This is a genomic window from Alteromonas hispanica, from assembly GCF_010500915.1.
GTDB classification, from domain to species: Bacteria; Pseudomonadota; Gammaproteobacteria; order Enterobacterales; family Alteromonadaceae; genus Alteromonas; species Alteromonas hispanica.
The window spans coordinates 55,340-71,022 of sequence record NZ_JAAAWP010000002.1 but is presented as its reverse complement, the minus strand read 5'-3'; the positions used below and the strand labels follow the sequence as shown (position 1 = coordinate 71,022).

The following is a 15,683-nucleotide window of genomic DNA, read 5'->3' as shown; positions in this document are numbered from 1 at the left end:
TAATGTTTCATTTCTCGAATTATTTTATACGCTTTAGTAGCAGTTAGCTCGTCGACGATGCAATTAAGATTACATAATTCAACCTAATTTGAAGAGTAAAAAACTTATGATAAAAACAAAATCGTTTGTGTTTAATGTGGCAAAACAAAGTGACTCACAGAAGTGGACGAGTAATAGAAAAGATGCAGATGCTTGCGGTAATCCGAATCCACTTCCTGGTGGTGGCAATGGTCAAAACGGATGTGGTGGTTGCACATTAGTTGATTTCGGCTGGGGTAGAGAACCGACTACTACGCCAGGTTTTGGTGGCGATGGCCCTGCTTTCTGCTAGCTAAGTTGAAATAAATATGGGTAAAGGGTAGTTTTTGTACTCACAACCCGATACTTTATCTAAGTCGCGAAATAAAAGGAATTAAACAAGTGATGACTAATATAAGACAATTAGTACCATGGTCTGTTTTGGTGTTGACAACAGTGTTTTCTACCATGAGTTTTGGTAGCACAACCGACTCTAAAAAGATCGAAGTAATAGAGGTTACAGGAAAACGACCGGTTTCCTTTTTTAAGAAGCTGGTCAACAGCGCTGAACTAAATTTTTACGAACTCTACAATGACATAACGACAAATCGAAAATTTAAGGTCGAATGCAAGCAGGTGGCTCGCCATTCGTTTTCAAGAATAAAGGAAAGAAAATGTATTCCGGCATTTGCTGATATCGCTATGTTTGAGCAAATGGACCTCATGAACTCTCTACGAGCTCCGAGCGAATATTTGGGTGATAATTCTTTATTTTTATCCGTACAACGTTCTCGCCTAAAAGGTGCGATTGATGACTATAGCGAACAACAGCTTAATAACATCATTGAACATTTAAAAACCAATCCCAAATTACTTGAGAGATACAACAAACTGGTTGAAGCACGCAATCTTTACCAAGAGCGACTTGAGCTAGATAAGAAATAGCTGTTATCTAATTCAGTTTGCTGCGAAATCAAGTTCGAAGTGCACCACTTACTAAATTAGGCCGCTCTGCGTAATTTAGTAAAGACGACTTCCGGCTGTTTGCAGGGCGAGAGCATGAGTGCTTGATTTTTACTCAGCTCGGCCAAGCCAACTGTTAATACCTGTTACAAATAGCCGGTGCTGCCATGGGCACGTTATTGTTTACGCGGAATGCTAAATTTTTTTATTTGTCTCGGCTCGCAACATATTGATTGCTTTTTTCTGGCGCCTGAGAGTATCTCTGCTGAATTATCTCTGTTTATCTGGCATTGGCCTCATTGATACAACCCAGCGGGGGGAATATTTGTTGGCACCCTAAGTTGAGCGTTTACCAATTTCAGGAAGAGGCCACCCATTTCTTCAGTGTATGACTTAACCTTCGTGACTTCACGCTTCACCTGAACGAACTTGCTGATTGTTCGCTGTAGCCGAATATCACGGCGCCTGGTGTAATATGTTTGAACGTTAATCAGCTGCTGGCGACAAAACGCCACCGCAGTGAGACCGCTTTGTTTTTGTTGCTCAAATAAATTGAGCCAGTCTTGCACTTCTCTTCGTTGATATTGCTGCATGGGTATTCTCTTTAGCAAAAAGAGAACATCATGCCGCAGTTAACTTATGAATTGAACATGGGGATTACCGGACGGACACTCCTAACTTGTCACTGGTGTGCCGTCATCGTTGAATTTAGCAATATCAGCACCGGATGACTCCCACTCTTTTCGCTCTTCGTCAGTTGCTTTCGGCGAGAACCAGCCAACGTAAGCGTAAAATATTCCAATAAGCGGCGCTGTCCAGCATGCGAAAGCCAGGGGAATGTACAATAGGTTTTGCAAATTATCGCCAGAAATTCCTAGCCCTAGCGCCGAGATAACAAAAGCACCACCAGCGTTCCAAGGGATCAGTGGCGACATAAGTGTTCCGCCCTCTTCGATGCCACGAGAAAGATTAAGCGTTGAATACCCCATGCCGCGATAAACAGGAGAATACATACGTCCTGGTAGAGCAACAGACAAGTAGGGGTCGCCGGCAACGAGATTAGTTGCAAACGCAGTTCCTACCGCTGCAACTTGAGTACCTGCGAACGTTTTTGCTTTACTTTTTATCGCATTAATAATGCTTCTCAAACAGCCTGTCGTCTCTAACGCCCCTCCAAACCCTAGCGCAATTAGCACCAATGAAATTGTCCACATCATCGACTGTATACCGCCGCGATTCAGCAAACTATCTATTTCGCTAATGTTTGTTTGAATTGAATATCCGTTGTTCGCATAATCAAAAACAGCTTGTAAGCTTTCACCTTGAGTAATCATGGCAAAAGCGGCACCTACTACAACACCCGCAAACAAAGAAGGCAGCGGCGGAAATTTCTTTAATGCTAAGCCCATTACCACCAAAGCAGGTAGCAATGCCCATGCAGATATATAAAAGTTATCTTCCAGTGCGTTAGTTATGCCCTCAATTTTTTCAAAAGACACACTTTGAGCATCGATCACAAAAAAACCAACGGCAATATAAATAAGAAGAGCTATAACCATCGCAGGGATAGTGGTGGCCATCATATTTTTAATGTGGGAGAACACATCAGTGCCGGTAACAGCAGGGGCGAGATTAGTTGTATCGGAAAGAGGCGACACTTTGTCCCCAAAAAACGCACCGGATACCACGGCACCAGCTGTCCAATACATAGGTATGTCAAAGCCCTCGCCTATACCCATTAGCGCTAACCCAACAGTGCCCACACTCCCCCAACTCGTTCCTAAAGACACAGATACAACCGCACATATGATCATACCCGCTGCCAAGAAAATCTCGGGAGAAAGTGTTTTTAACCCATAGTAGATAATGGTTGGAACCGTTCCGCTGGCAATCCAAATACCAATAATCATACCCACGGTAATAAGTACACTGACCGAAGGCAGTGCCACGTGAATAACTTTGAAAATGCCCGCGCGTATATCCTCCCAGCTAAGGCCGAGATAAATACCAACAAAGCTAGCCAAAGCCAACCCTATAGCAAGCGGGATATGAGGCTCAAACACCCCAAAATAAAATATCTGAGTTCCCAAAATGAAAAGTGTTAATACAACGGGCGTTAGTGCTAGTAATAAACCAGGCGTAACCTGTTGTTCATCTTTCATGCTAATTCCTTAAATGTTGAATCAAGGGCGTACTAAAATCACCTCTTACAAAAAAGCTAACCACTTTAGACTTTAGTCTATTTGTTACGTCAGGTTTTACAGAACAGATCGGGAACATGTTATATGAACGAGTGGCTACAAATTTGCTAAGCCAAATTGCAAAAGTGCCAAACTCGCTATTTAGATATGAATGACACAAGAAAACATTCAAATACATGAAGCATTATTTGGCATATTAAATCAAAGCACCCTATGCTACTTTAACTACGCTTGAAACTATCGAATTCAAAAATTGCAGTAAATGGAAAAACAAATGCTAGAACAAGTGCCTATCGATGAACTGAAGCCAGGAATGTATGTGACTCAAGTTCTCGAGCAGTCTGGTAACTTGCAAATACGCTCTAAAGGCGTTGTAAAATCGCAAAGCATCATACAAACATTGAAAAACAAGGGCATTTTATTGCTGGAGGTCGACTTAACAAAGTCAAAACACCTCAATGATAATAGTGCCGGCGATATAAACGCCAATACAGTCGAGCAAGCTGAGACTTCAGAAAGCGTAAGCGCGTCAAAGCCCAAACCTGTAGGCAAAGACTCCATCAATGAAGCGAGCGATCTGTACGAAAATGCGCTTTCTATTCAAAGTAAGTTTATAACCGCGTTAAATAAAGGTGCAGTAACAGACTTGTCGCCAATGTCGTCCTTATCTCACAGTCTTATTGAAAGCGTATTTGATAACGGCGATGCACTTAGCTGCCTAACTCTTATAAAAGATGCTGACAACTATTTACTAGAGCACTCTATTAACTGCTCAATACTCACCGGTATTTTTTGCAAATTCCTCGGCTACGATAGAGATATTATCGAACAAGCAAGCTTAGGTGCTCTGCTCATGGATATTGGTATGTCTTCGATACCAGCCGACGTGCGAAATGCCCAACTTCCGTTATCAGACGACGATTTTGCCGTGTTAAAAACCCACGTTGAAATAGGCACATCGTTAGTTGAACAATGCGGAGACATCTCAGATTTATCATTGCAGATTATCGAACAGCACCAAGAACGTATAGACGGCAGCGGCTACCCAAGAGGTCTACGAGGAGATGAAATAACGGAGTTTGCCCGCATTGCTGCTATCATCGATAACTACGATGAAATGACATCAAACAACAATGCTCAGCCCAGTCTAACGCCAATTCAGGCGCTAAAACGCCTTTCAAGCTCTGACGGTCTCGACCAAGAACTTGTTAAACAATTTATTAAGTGCATAGGGGTCCATCCCGTTGGCTCATTAGTAAAGCTTAAGAGTGGCAAATTGGGCATTGTAAGCAAGGTTAATCCAGCAGACCCGATAAGCCCGCATGTAATGACGTTCTACAGTGTAAAGGGCAACCATTTCAACGAAATCAAAAAAATCGATTTAAGCCATTACGATGATGAAGTGGTGTCGGGCGTAAAACCTGAAGAGTTTAGAATTAATCTCCCAAAGTTTTTCAAAGAAGTTTTTGTCCATCAAGCCCCAAATTAAGAGAGACCTGTTGACTGCATCCCTAGCCTTTCATGCAGTCAACGCTCCCATTTAAACCCTACTATCGCGTCCTTACCAGTCAGTTAGCGCTGCCATGGTGAATATCTCATCTTCGAAAGCTAGCACTACGCGCTGCGCCTCAATATTGATTATTTGTACTTTATCAGCAATCCAGTCACCCTCAGAAAGTTGACGACCATTTACTCTTACCCAGCGATCGCGAGGATTAGACGCATACATGTGCGCGCTAAAGTTCATAGTAGGTAAGCGAGTTAACAACCTAACCGGTAACTGATCTACGCGTAGTGTGTCATCACGAACTGTTACCTTTGTTTCAGGTTCAGCATTTGCGCTCGATGTTTTATCGTCTAGCGCTTCAACAGCTGCGTTGAACCTCGCCATAAGTTCGGGTGAAACTTCTATCTTTCCCGAGTCTTCTGATTCGTTTAATACCTTGCCTTCATATTCATTAGTAACATCTATGCTAGTGCCATTGTCTGGCAACGGAGCTTGAGTGAGAAGCTCATCGTTCACTTCTGGGGTGTTAGAATTGCTAGGGATCGTATTACTGGAGTTGGGGTTACTGGAGTTTCTATTAGCATTTGAAGCGGCAACTTGTGTTCCCGCAGGAGTTGATTCAGAAGCTTGCTCTATGCTGTTATATGTACTTTTATCTGTAGTTGGCTCTGAAATTCGCTCAGTGCCCTGCCCTGGCATTTGAACACTATTATCAATAGCACCGTTTGAAGCACTGTCTTCTTCAGTTGAGTTAGCTGACGCCTCTTTCAAATCATCGCTTTTCTGAGCATTATTCACGTTAGTAACAGGCGATGTTGAAGGCTCTGAAAACGATGCCGACAGTGCTGGCCACCAGTGGCTTTTCGTTGCAGCAGTGAACCCTAAAGCTAATCCTCCCACAATGACCACAGCAAAGGTTAAAGCTTGCTTTGCATATAGCGAAAACGACGATGGGAGACTTTCAACAGTAGGTAGAAACAAGCTGCGATTAAATTGATCATTCAATGATTTATCGAACCGCGCAGACGTGTCGTGCTGTCCGCGTAACAATGCCTGTGTCTGGGTTCGATGGTGAGTAGGTGTAGCAACCTCAACCGTCTGCTCTGGGTCAATCTCTACCTCTTGCACGCCCATTTCAGACAAACCTTGTACCATGGCGTCGCTTGAGACCAGCCCCGACTTACGAATTTTTACAGGGCCGTTTTGCTTGGTAATTTGAATTATTACCATGCCCGGCTTTACGTTCTCTATGGCAATAATGCTAGACATACAAACTCCCAATGCCATACCCGCACACAAGCGCTAGTACAAACGCACAAGCAAGATACCATCTGTTTTGCCCTCGTACCCTCTGGCTTACAACATCTTCTCCCAAGATTTGCTCGGCAGCGGCAAGAAAGATGGGCTTTTTAACCACAGCGTGCTGTTTTGTAAATGAGAGCGTTAGCGCCCTATCGCACAGCAAATTTATAACCCGAGGGATCCCTCCAGTTATTTGATGTACTGCACGCAACGTGCCCTTACTGAATATACTAATATCACCATCTGCCACGCTTAAACGGTGGGCAATATATGAACTAACTTCTGGTGCGGTAAGAGGCAATAAATGATACCGAGCGGTTATACGCTGCGCTAACTGACGCAACTCATTGCGTTTGAGAAGTTGTTGTAATTCCGGCTGACCAATCAATACAACTTTAAGTAATTTTTCTCTATTAGTCTCTAAGTTGGTTAGCAGTCTAAGTTGCTCTAAGACTTCGGGCAAAAGGTGCTGCGCTTCATCTACCATCAGTACAGTATTCATGCCAGACTGATGGTTCTCGGCTAGCTTAGATAAAATAAGGTCGGTGAAGTATTTAAGACTAGCCTTGTCAGAGGAATACGATAGCCCTAACTCGTCGCAAACCGTTGCCAACAACTCTAACGCTGACAGCGTGGGATTTAAAATCATCGCTACCTGAGTATTGTCGGGTAGCTGCTGTAATAGCTTTCGCGATACCGTTGTTTTACCTGTGCCCACTTCGCCAGTAAGCATAACAAACCCTCCGCTTTCACGCAGTCCAAAGGTTAGGTGCGCAAGCGCCTCTTTGTGCCGAGGGCTCATGTACAGGTAATGGGGGTTGGGCGCTATCGAAAACGGGTTGTCATTTAACCCGAAGTAATTCAAATACATGGTATTCGCTAATTAATCAAAAAACGATGATTAAACTACCAGAGCAAGGCAGTAAGTAAAAGCGTCATTATGTGCAGCAACAAATTTATTTGTAACATTGGTATACTATCCACTGTTTCCCTTGATTTAGAAGAGCGCAAGTACATGCAAGTATATTTGGTTGGCGGTGCCGTAAGAGACGCACTTTTAGGACGGACCGTTACCGAACGAGATTATGTTGTGGTTGGGGCCACTGTTGAGGACATGCTAGCTAAAGGCTTTACTCAAGTAGGAAAAGATTTTCCTGTATTTTTGCACCCAAAAACAGGCGAAGAGTACGCTCTTGCGCGCACTGAGAGAAAATCCGGCGCCGGATATACAGGGTTTGTCTGCGACGCCTCCAAAGACGTGACGCTTGAAGACGACCTACGCCGTCGAGACTTCACTGTTAACGCCATGGCGCAGGACAACTTAGGCCACATTATAGACCCCTACCATGGCAAAGTTGATTTAGAAAAAAGATGTCTACGCCACGTATCAGAAGCGTTTAGTGAAGACCCCCTTAGGGTATTTCGAGGCGCCCGCTTCGCCGCCCGATATGCATACCTTGGCTTTCATATTGCCGATGAAACATTGGCGCTAATGTCATCAATGTCGAAAAGCGGCGAATTAACAGCGCTCAGCGCAGAGCGAGTATGGCAAGAAACCAAACGAAGTCTTTTAGAACGCTCACCCGAAGTGTATTTTTCAGTTTTAGTGAAAGTCGGTGCGTTAAATAGCTGGTTCTGCGAGTTAACGGATTTAATTGACGAAGCATTACCGTTACTGGCTAAAGCGCTAGAAATAAAAGATGACAATGCTCTTATTACTCGATTTACTTCACTATGTATTCCACTAGATGAGCAACAAGCCACTGCATTGTGTAAACGCTTAAAAGTACAAAATCAGGTCTCTGAAATTGTTGAACTTGCCTGTAAGTATAAAAACCGATTGTTGACCAATAATATCGAAGCTGGAAATACTGACACCGCTACACAAGAGGCAGAAGAACTGCTCTCGATTTTTAATGGTGTTGATGCATGGCGACGACCAGAGCGCTTTGCAATGTTACTTGCGGCCATGTCACCGTCTGCCCAAGAAAAAGGAATAGACTGGACCAACAGGCAAGCGCTGATATCTCAAGCACTTTCCGCTGCTAATAATGTAAATGTTAAAGATATTATTGCCAGAGGGCATAAAGGGGCGGCTATCAAGGAAGCGTTGAATCAAGAAAAGCGAGTGGCAATTTGCAACGCCATTGAAAACCACACAAGGCAATAAAGCGCGAGCACAGATTGCGCGCATTGCTGCGTTACATAACGACAAGCCTAACAATAAAAAGCGGAATAGCAAAAAGCCGAGTGTTGAACTCGGCCTTTATTATCGCCACTGTTTTTTACAGACAAAGCGCTATATTGCTTTGAAATACCAAACAAACGGTCTATTTAACAATAGTCATCTCTTCAATAAGATTTGTAGCGCCGTCAACATACTCCATCACCCAAAGCATGTAACGACTGTCCACATGAATAGTACGGGTTGTTTTAGGGTCAAAATCCCAATCTGAATTAACACTTTCAAAGGTGCCGTCGAACAGAAGCCCTATTAGCTCTGCCTTAGCATTTAAGGTAGCTGAACCCGAGTTACCGCCAGTGGAATCTAAGTCGGTTAAAAAGTTAACCGGCACACTATTGATGTCATCAAGCTTGTAAGGACCATACTGAGACTCGTTAATCAAACTAAGCTGTTTTTCAGGTGAATTAAACGGTGCTTCACCCGTGTCTTTTTCAGTGATGCCTTCAAGACGGGTAAAAGGTTCGTATATTAAACCATCTTTTGGTGAGCCGCCTGTAACGTTACCGTAAGTAACACGCAGCGTACTGTTGGCATCTGGATAAGCAAGGCTACCCATTGATTTTTGCCATTCGATAATCGCTTTCATGTACTTAGGGCGAAGCGCTGCAGCTTTACCACTCAATGCTTTACTCTTATCTTCTATACTCATTTCAGTATCGAAAAGCGCCACAGCAAGGCGAATAAAGGGGTCGCTGCTTTTCTCAAATTCCTCTGGACTTGCCGTTAGCCATTTTGCGCGACTTTCGGTGTCTGTCAGTAAGGTGTCTTCGTAAAAGGCTTTAAGCTTACTTTCGAGTTGCTCCTTAGTTGTAGCGCTATCAATACCAACGGCATTATCGAAAGCGGCTACACGATTTTCCTCCGGCTGCTCTAGATACATGCTAATCATTTTTTGCCACACTGCTTGGTCGACAACAGGGTCAAAACGACGCTCTATTCTCTCAATGGCCTCTTTAATTCGAATTTGATCTCGCTCTTGAAAGCCAGATTCGCGCTCGGCATCTGGTTTTTTTCTTTCTATAGCATTGCGGTAAAGCCTCTGGGCTGACGACAACAACTGTGCCCGGCTTAGATTGTTGTACCAGAAGTTCTGCTTGTTCATTTGCATTTGCTGTGCGCTTACTTCATCAAGTTCAGCTAATGCTTGTTTAAGTTCACTTTTATCGTTCTTATCTAGCCATGCTGCAAGCTGCTCTTCGCGCTCAGCCCTGCGAGGAACTAAACCTACACGCTTCGCGCCCGAGAGCTGCCCTTGGGTATTCTTATGAAAGTTATTTAGCCCCGCTAAGGTTGATTCGTACTTGATGCGTGCATCACTACCCTCTTCCGATGCATTTTCTATAGTGTCAATCCACTCACCAACTAAATCTAAATAGGTTGGATACAACCACTCGAATGTATACGAAACACGGGATAGACGAGCATAGCGATTGGTAGACCCCGGATAGCCCGCAGCCATAACAAAATCGCCGTCGCTAAGACCCGCTGCAGATACTTTTAAGAAATGGTCTGGCTCGTAAGGTACATTATCTTCGCTAAAGTCTGCAGGCTTACCGTCTTTGCCAACATAAGCACGGTAAAATGAAAAGTCGCCGGTATGACGAGGCCACATCCAATTATCGATATCGCCGCCGTATTTACCAATAGAGTCAGCTGGCGCGTAGGCGATACGAACATCGCGAATTTCCATTTGTTTAATCAGTTTGTATTCCAGTCCTTGAAAAAACGAAGGTACTGAACAGCGAAAACCCGGCTCAGATTCACATTCTGCAATTAACGCTTTACGGTTCGCTTCAATTAAATCGTAGCGTTCCCGACCTTGCACATCATCGTCTAGGTCACCCAAAACCTTATTGGTAACATCTGAGAAGTCGACCGTAACGAACATACGCGTGCCAGGAGCCGCTGGTAGTTCATCACCAATTTGCTTTGCTAAAAAGCCATCTTCTAAATAATTGTTCTCTGGCGTGCTGTTGTATTGAACGGAGCCTCTTGCGCAGTGGTGGTTGGTAACCGCTAAGCCTTTTTCAGAAACAAAAGACGCCGAGCAGCCGCCAAGTGACACAATCGCTCCCATAGGAAAAGACGTTAAGTCGTTAATACTGTCAGCGGGGATCGCAAGACCGGTTTGTTTTAAATCGCCTGCAATTGATGGAAGCTGCTCTGGCGTGAACATGCCCTCCTTTGCGTTTACCTGCAAAGCGGTGCCCAGCAACGCGGAGTAAACACATAACATTTTTATTTTTGACATTAGATAGTCCTTATTATCGTCAGTAGACTGCGTTCAAGATGCCGCCGTTTAACACGCAACAGAGCTTATTTAGCGGGTAAAATCAATTTAGCATTGTTGCAAAAGATAAACACAATGGTGAGAAGAGATTTGTTAGCAAGTGTAAACAAATACTTCCTGCTCGCTTTTACAGCGCGTTTTTCCGAGGGCATGAACGCGCATAGGCAAACGCTCTATTTTTAAGCTCCCCCTGCTTTGTCACCCCATATATCTTCTAAACGGCTATCGCGACCGCAGCCCCAACGATATGTTGTGTAACGAATAGGGCTCTTTTTATAAAAATCTTGGTGATAGCTTTCATCGCCTTTGATGGGATAAAACTTAGATGTATTTAGAATGGGAGTGACAACCGTTTGATTAGGAAACATATCCATAACAGCTTTTTTAGACTGCTCTGCTAACTTGCGCTCTTTATCGTTGGCAACGAAAATCGCACTTCGATAACTAGGCCCTTTGTCACAAAACTGCCCTTTGTCGTCAAATGGGTCAATATTCACCCAGTAGTGGTCGAGAATATCTTGATAGCTCAGTACACTGGTATCATACGTTATCAATACCGCTTCGTAGTGGCCTTTATGGTTACCATTGTAGGTTGGGTTCTTTAACTTACCGCCCGTAAAGCCAGAAATTACATCGGTAACCCCCTCAAGCGTTTCAAAATCTTTCTCCATGCACCAAAAACATCCGCCAGCTAGTATGGCCTGCTCAGTGTTTTTTGCCATAGTGAATGGAACGGTAAGCAGTGCTGCACAGGTTATTACTATCGCTAATATATTTTTCATAAAATTATCTATTTACTCTTTTATTTAGGCCATTTAAAGACTGCACATTACTTACGAGGCTATAACATAGTGCGAGTTCACTAATGCTATTACGTTCATATTCTATTCGCGGTTTTCAAGCTTCTATTTTCTCGTTGCTTAAATTTACGGTTAAGCTTGTCGAGTAAGCTGCATTAGCCAATAAAACGTCCGATGGCGTTACCATTAAGAGCCCGATTAAAAAGTGGCCCAGTTATTCGCAATTCTTGCAGAGTTTTTTTCTGCGTTTTCACCCATCAATGCTACAATACGCGCATTCAATATGAGCGTATTTTTACTATGACTTTCGAAGAACTCGAATTAGACGAAACTCTATGCCATGCAGTGGCAGAAATGGGGTACGAAACCCCTACCAGCATCCAAGAATTGGTTATCCCCCACGCTATGGACGGGAGAGACATTTTAGCCTCTGCTCCCACAGGTACGGGCAAAACTGCGGCGTTTCTTTTACCCGCCTGCCAGTTCTTGCTTGATTACCCCCGAAAACAGCCTGGCGCAACCCGTATTTTAATACTTACGCCAACACGTGAACTCGCACTGCAGGTTTATGAGCAAGCCAAAAGCATCACCAAACATACTCAATTGGTGTGCGGCGTTATTACTGGCGGCATTAATTACGGCACCGATAAAGAAACCCTCAGTCAGAACTTAGACATCTTGGTTGCTACACCTGGCCGTTTATTAGAGCATATTGAAAAAGAAACCGCCGACTGCCGTGATATCGAGTGCTTAATTCTTGATGAAGCTGATCGTATGCTTGATATGGGCTTTTCATCTGTCGTCAATCAAATAGCCACAGAAGCGCGCTGGCGTAAACAAAACCTCTTATTTTCTGCCACCCTTGAGGGTGCTGGAGTTAAAGCTTTCGCTAAAGACATTTTAAATAACCCAGAAGTAGTTGAAGCAAACCCTTCCCGTAAAGAAAAGAACAAAATACATCAGTGGTATCATTTAGCTGATGATCTTGCGCACAAACAGGCGCTACTTGTGCATATCCTTAAAGAACAAGTTACTTCTGCCGTGGTTTTCGTTAAAACACGAGAACGCCTGCAAATGCTGAAAGACTTTCTTGCATCAAAAGATATCAACGTGTGCTGGCTTCAAGGCGAAATGCCTCAAGATAAACGCAATGCCGCAATGGCACGCTTTAAAAGTGGTGAAGTACCTATTTTGCTAGCCACCGATGTTGCGGCACGGGGAATTGACGTACCAGATGTTAGCCATGTGATTAACTTCGACATGCCTCGAAAAGCCGATATATACGTACACCGAATTGGTCGAACAGGTAGAGCTGGCGCGAAAGGGACTGCAATTTCTCTTGTTGAAGCTCACGACTTTGCCATGATCCCAAAAGTGGTTCGCTATATGGATGAGCCAATGAAGGGGCGCGTTATATCTGAGTTGAGACCCAAGAACAAAACGCCAAAAATTGGTGCCAAAAAGAAAAAAGTAGCAGGCAAGACTAAGGCGAAGAGAAAAACAAAGCCTAAAACTAAGTCAAAAGCGAAGAAAGCACCATCAAGCGATAAACCTTCATAGCAGAAGGTCTCATGAGCGCTGAATTAAGTAATTACACTTAAAGCGCTCTGCTTTGTAAGGTCTAAAAGCCTTGAGCTTTGGTACAAAATCGACTGAGGAATTACTATGTCATTTCCCCAAAAAATTGTGTTGGCATCGGGTAACCAAGGAAAGGTTCGTGAGTTCACTGCGCTTTTCGCTGATTATGGCGTTGATGTAGTGGCGCAAAAGGAACTTGGCGTAGAAGATGTCCCTGAAACAGGCACTACCTTTGTAGAAAACGCTATTATTAAAGCTCGCCATGCAGCTGAAGTCACTGGTTTACCGGCAATAGCCGACGATTCAGGCTTAGTGGTAGATGCCCTAGGTGGTGCACCAGGCATTTATTCGTCTCGCTACGCAGGCGAAAATGCGAGCGACGGTGATAACATCGACAAGCTACTCGCCGCATTAGACGGCGAAGCAAACCGAAAGGCGCACTTTTTCTGCACGCTAGTATTTATGCAACATGCTGGCGATCCGGTTCCCTTAGTAAGCCAAGGTAAATGGCAAGGTGAAATATTGCAGGCTCGACAAGGTAATGGCGGTTTTGGTTACGACCCTATTTTCAATGTATCGTCTCATGGGCGCACCGCTGCAGAACTTGAAAACAGTGAAAAGAACCGCATCAGTCATCGCGGCAAAGCGCTGGCTATCTTGCTTGATAACATGAGAGCGGCCTTTGCGTAATCCTCCTCTCAGTTTATATGTTCATATTCCGTGGTGTGTTCAAAAATGCCCCTACTGCGATTTTAATTCACACGGGTTAAAGGCGGCCCTACCGGAAAAGGAATACGTTGCACACCTTCTAGACGACCTGGCAATAGATGCCAAGGCCGTAGGCGATAGACCTGTAGACACTGTTTTTATCGGTGGTGGCACGCCTAGCCTGTTCTCGGCACAAGCCATGGCAGATATTATTGAAGGCATAAAAAGCAGAGTTAATTTGGCATGCGATGCTGAAATTACCATGGAAGCTAACCCGGGCACGGTTGAAGCTGGAAAATTTGAAGGCTTTTATCAAGCCGGAGTTAACCGTATTTCTGTTGGTATTCAAAGTTTTCAGCCTCAACATTTGTCTATATTAGGGCGCATTCATAGTGAGAGCCAAGCGGTAAATGCGGTAGCGCAGGCACACAGCGCTGGGCTTCCTACCTTTAATCTTGACTTAATGCACGGCTTACCTCAGCAAAGCGTCGATAACGCCATGTCGGATTTAAATCGGGGTATTGACCTAAATCCTTATCACTTGTCTTGGTACCAATTAACTATTGAGCCAAACACCCCCTTTTACTCGCGCCCTCCAGAGCTTCCCGACGATGACATATTATGGGAAATACAGGAACAGGGGCACAGGGTATTAGAGGCCGCCGGCTACAAGCAGTATGAAATATCAGCCTATTCAAAAGAAGGGCACCAATGTAGACACAACCTCAACTACTGGCGTTTTGGTGATTACTTAGGTATTGGCTGCGGTGCCCATGGCAAAATAACGGATGTTGACACCGGCTCTATTCAAAGGTTAGTGAAGGTAAAACACCCTAGGGGTTACATGGAAATGAGCAGACCCTACATTGATAAGAAAAACACCGTGGAAGCAGGCGACCTTCCCTTCGAATTTTTTATGAACAGGTTTCGTTTGCTAGAGCCTTGTCCAATTGACGACTATAGAGCGCTAACTGGGCTAGATATTTCTGATGAGGTAAAGTTCGCGCTCGAAGATGCTGCCCAAAAGGGGCTGCTTGATATTTCGTCTCAGCATTGGCAAGTAACATCTATGGGACGTCGCTACTTAAACACCTTACTCTCTTGCTTTGTATAATACGCCAAGGCTTGATGCGCCAAGGTTTAATAAAACAAATGAGTAAATGAAACAGAGGTCCTAATTACTTTCTTCGTCTTGAGACGTAATAATATTGTAGGGTTCAAAAGCGGGTAAGCTTGCTCTCAAATTTTCTTCTGCAACATCTAAACGCTTGAGCTTTTCGCAAAACCACTCGGCTTTTTTACGCAAGGTTGTTGCTTTATCGCCAACATCCAAACGTTCGCCAACGGTATTCAACTGACGGGTTATTTCAGCCACTCTATCTTCGTTTACTTCGCCGTTTTCGGTATTTATTCCACTGATTGCAGATAAAATACCGCCTACAGACGTCGAGATCGCCTCTTCTAGCTGCGCTTCAATTTCGCTATCAACAAATTCGTCAACGCTTTCAAGGGAGCCCGGGCCAATAAAATAATGATTACTGGCATGTCTAAACTTATCGCGTACTCTGCTTTGAACCCTAGACATGGCAGAATTCAAACGCTCGTAGCTATCGTGATCGCTTCCCACCAAACCTAAATACACATGCTCAATGGTGTCGATAGCCAGGTCAACCCCTTCTGTGGCCAGCACAATCATTTTGGGCACCACGTAATGTAAACCACTAGCGTATTCTTTTAACCACTCTCTTTGCTGTTTATCAAGGGTTTGCCAGCGTCCGCCGATAAAAAGTTGAGATTGATCGTTTATTTGCACAACCGTTCGAGTTTTGTCCATAACTCGCAGCTGATCGCTATTTACTGCGATCCCATAGGCAAAATCGATATTACAGGTATATTCAGCCTGAGTAGAAAAAGGCAGCCCCGCTAACAAGCAGAACAAGACTGAAAATTTGTGAAAACGCGGAAAAAATTTCATACCTCTATTGTGGCTAGCTTAAGGAAAAATAAAAAGCCGTGTTGAGTCTAACGTGCTAAAAATCAGGTTGAACTTGAACTAGCTCTCATAAAAAGA

At 44.0% G+C, this 15,683-nt stretch carries 14 protein-coding genes; 7 read left to right on the top strand and 7 right to left on the bottom strand.

Annotation, left to right across the window (positions count from 1 at the left end):
• Positions 1 to 106: 106 nt before the first annotated feature.
• Entirely contained in the window at positions 107 to 331 is a 225-nt protein-coding gene (locus GTW09_RS03250; protein ID WP_163110069.1) for a hypothetical protein, read from the top strand.
• An 89-nt stretch (positions 332 to 420) separates the two neighbouring features.
• Positions 421 to 963, top strand: a complete 543-nt coding sequence (locus GTW09_RS03245; RefSeq protein ID WP_163110067.1) for a hypothetical protein — start codon at positions 421 to 423, stop codon at positions 961 to 963.
• A 314-nt stretch (positions 964 to 1,277) separates the two neighbouring features.
• Here the strand turns inward: GTW09_RS03245 and tnpA are convergent, their stop codons facing one another.
• Both tnpA and nhaC read right to left on the bottom strand, forming a co-directional pair.
• Positions 1,278 to 1,574 (bottom strand): IS66 family insertion sequence element accessory protein TnpA, encoded by a 297-nt coding sequence (gene tnpA, locus GTW09_RS03240; RefSeq protein ID WP_163110065.1) that lies wholly within the window; start codon positions 1,572 to 1,574, stop codon positions 1,278 to 1,280.
• Positions 1,575 to 1,655: 81 nt separating this feature from the next.
• On the bottom strand, positions 1,656 to 3,143 hold the full coding sequence (gene nhaC, locus GTW09_RS03235) for a Na+/H+ antiporter NhaC (RefSeq protein ID WP_163110063.1): 1,488 nt from the start codon (positions 3,141 to 3,143) through the stop codon (positions 1,656 to 1,658).
• 313 nt (positions 3,144 to 3,456) lie between these two features.
• Between nhaC and GTW09_RS03230 the strand changes: the two genes are divergently transcribed.
• On the top strand, positions 3,457 to 4,671 hold the full coding sequence (locus tag GTW09_RS03230) for a cyclic di-GMP phosphodiesterase (RefSeq protein ID WP_163110061.1): 1,215 nt from the start codon (positions 3,457 to 3,459) through the stop codon (positions 4,669 to 4,671).
• Between the two features lie 72 nt (positions 4,672 to 4,743).
• On the opposite strand, the gene GTW09_RS03225 is transcribed toward GTW09_RS03230, so the two are convergent.
• Both GTW09_RS03225 and GTW09_RS03220 read right to left on the bottom strand, forming a co-directional pair.
• Entirely contained in the window at positions 4,744 to 5,958 is a 1,215-nt protein-coding gene (locus tag GTW09_RS03225) for a general secretion pathway protein GspB (RefSeq protein WP_163110059.1), read from the bottom strand.
• Entirely contained in the window at positions 5,951 to 6,862 is a 912-nt protein-coding gene (locus GTW09_RS03220) for an ExeA family protein (protein WP_071978793.1), read from the bottom strand. The genes GTW09_RS03225 and GTW09_RS03220 overlap by 8 nt, the downstream gene beginning before the upstream one ends.
• Before the next feature lie 144 nt (positions 6,863 to 7,006).
• On the opposite strand from GTW09_RS03220, the gene GTW09_RS03215 reads away from it, so the two are divergent.
• The gene (locus tag GTW09_RS03215) at positions 7,007 to 8,161 is read left to right on the top strand and encodes a tRNA nucleotidyltransferase/poly(A) polymerase-related protein (protein WP_163110057.1); all 1,155 of its coding nucleotides are present in this window, start codon (positions 7,007 to 7,009) and stop codon (positions 8,159 to 8,161) included.
• Positions 8,162 to 8,321: 160 nt separating this feature from the next.
• Here the strand turns inward: GTW09_RS03215 and GTW09_RS03210 are convergent, their stop codons facing one another.
• A complete protein-coding gene (locus GTW09_RS03210) occupies positions 8,322 to 10,487 on the bottom strand; it encodes a S46 family peptidase (protein WP_163110055.1) in 2,166 nt (721 codons plus the stop codon).
• Positions 10,488 to 10,705: 218 nt separating this feature from the next.
• Positions 10,706 to 11,308, bottom strand: a complete 603-nt coding sequence (gene msrA / locus GTW09_RS03205) for a peptide-methionine (S)-S-oxide reductase MsrA (protein WP_163110053.1) — start codon at positions 11,306 to 11,308, stop codon at positions 10,706 to 10,708.
• Between the two features lie 318 nt (positions 11,309 to 11,626).
• Here msrA and srmB point away from each other — a divergent pair, with 318 nt between their 5' ends.
• The 3 genes from srmB (at position 11,627) to hemW (ending at position 14,726) form a co-directional block, all read left to right on the top strand.
• Positions 11,627 to 12,886 (top strand): ATP-dependent RNA helicase SrmB, encoded by a 1,260-nt coding sequence (gene srmB, locus GTW09_RS03200; protein WP_163110051.1) that lies wholly within the window; start codon positions 11,627 to 11,629, stop codon positions 12,884 to 12,886.
• A gap of 105 nt (positions 12,887 to 12,991) precedes the next feature.
• Positions 12,992 to 13,594 (top strand): RdgB/HAM1 family non-canonical purine NTP pyrophosphatase, encoded by a 603-nt coding sequence (gene rdgB, locus GTW09_RS03195; RefSeq protein WP_071978790.1) that lies wholly within the window; start codon positions 12,992 to 12,994, stop codon positions 13,592 to 13,594.
• A complete protein-coding gene (hemW, locus tag GTW09_RS03190) occupies positions 13,587 to 14,726 on the top strand; it encodes a radical SAM family heme chaperone HemW (protein ID WP_163110049.1) in 1,140 nt (379 codons plus the stop codon). Before rdgB ends, hemW begins: the two co-directional genes overlap by 8 nt.
• Before the next feature lie 60 nt (positions 14,727 to 14,786).
• On the opposite strand, the gene GTW09_RS03185 is transcribed toward hemW, so the two are convergent.
• Complete coding sequence (locus GTW09_RS03185) at positions 14,787 to 15,587, bottom strand: DUF2884 family protein (protein WP_100971086.1); 801 nt, start codon at positions 15,585 to 15,587, stop codon at positions 14,787 to 14,789.
• Between the last annotated feature and the right edge of the window lie 96 nt (positions 15,588 to 15,683).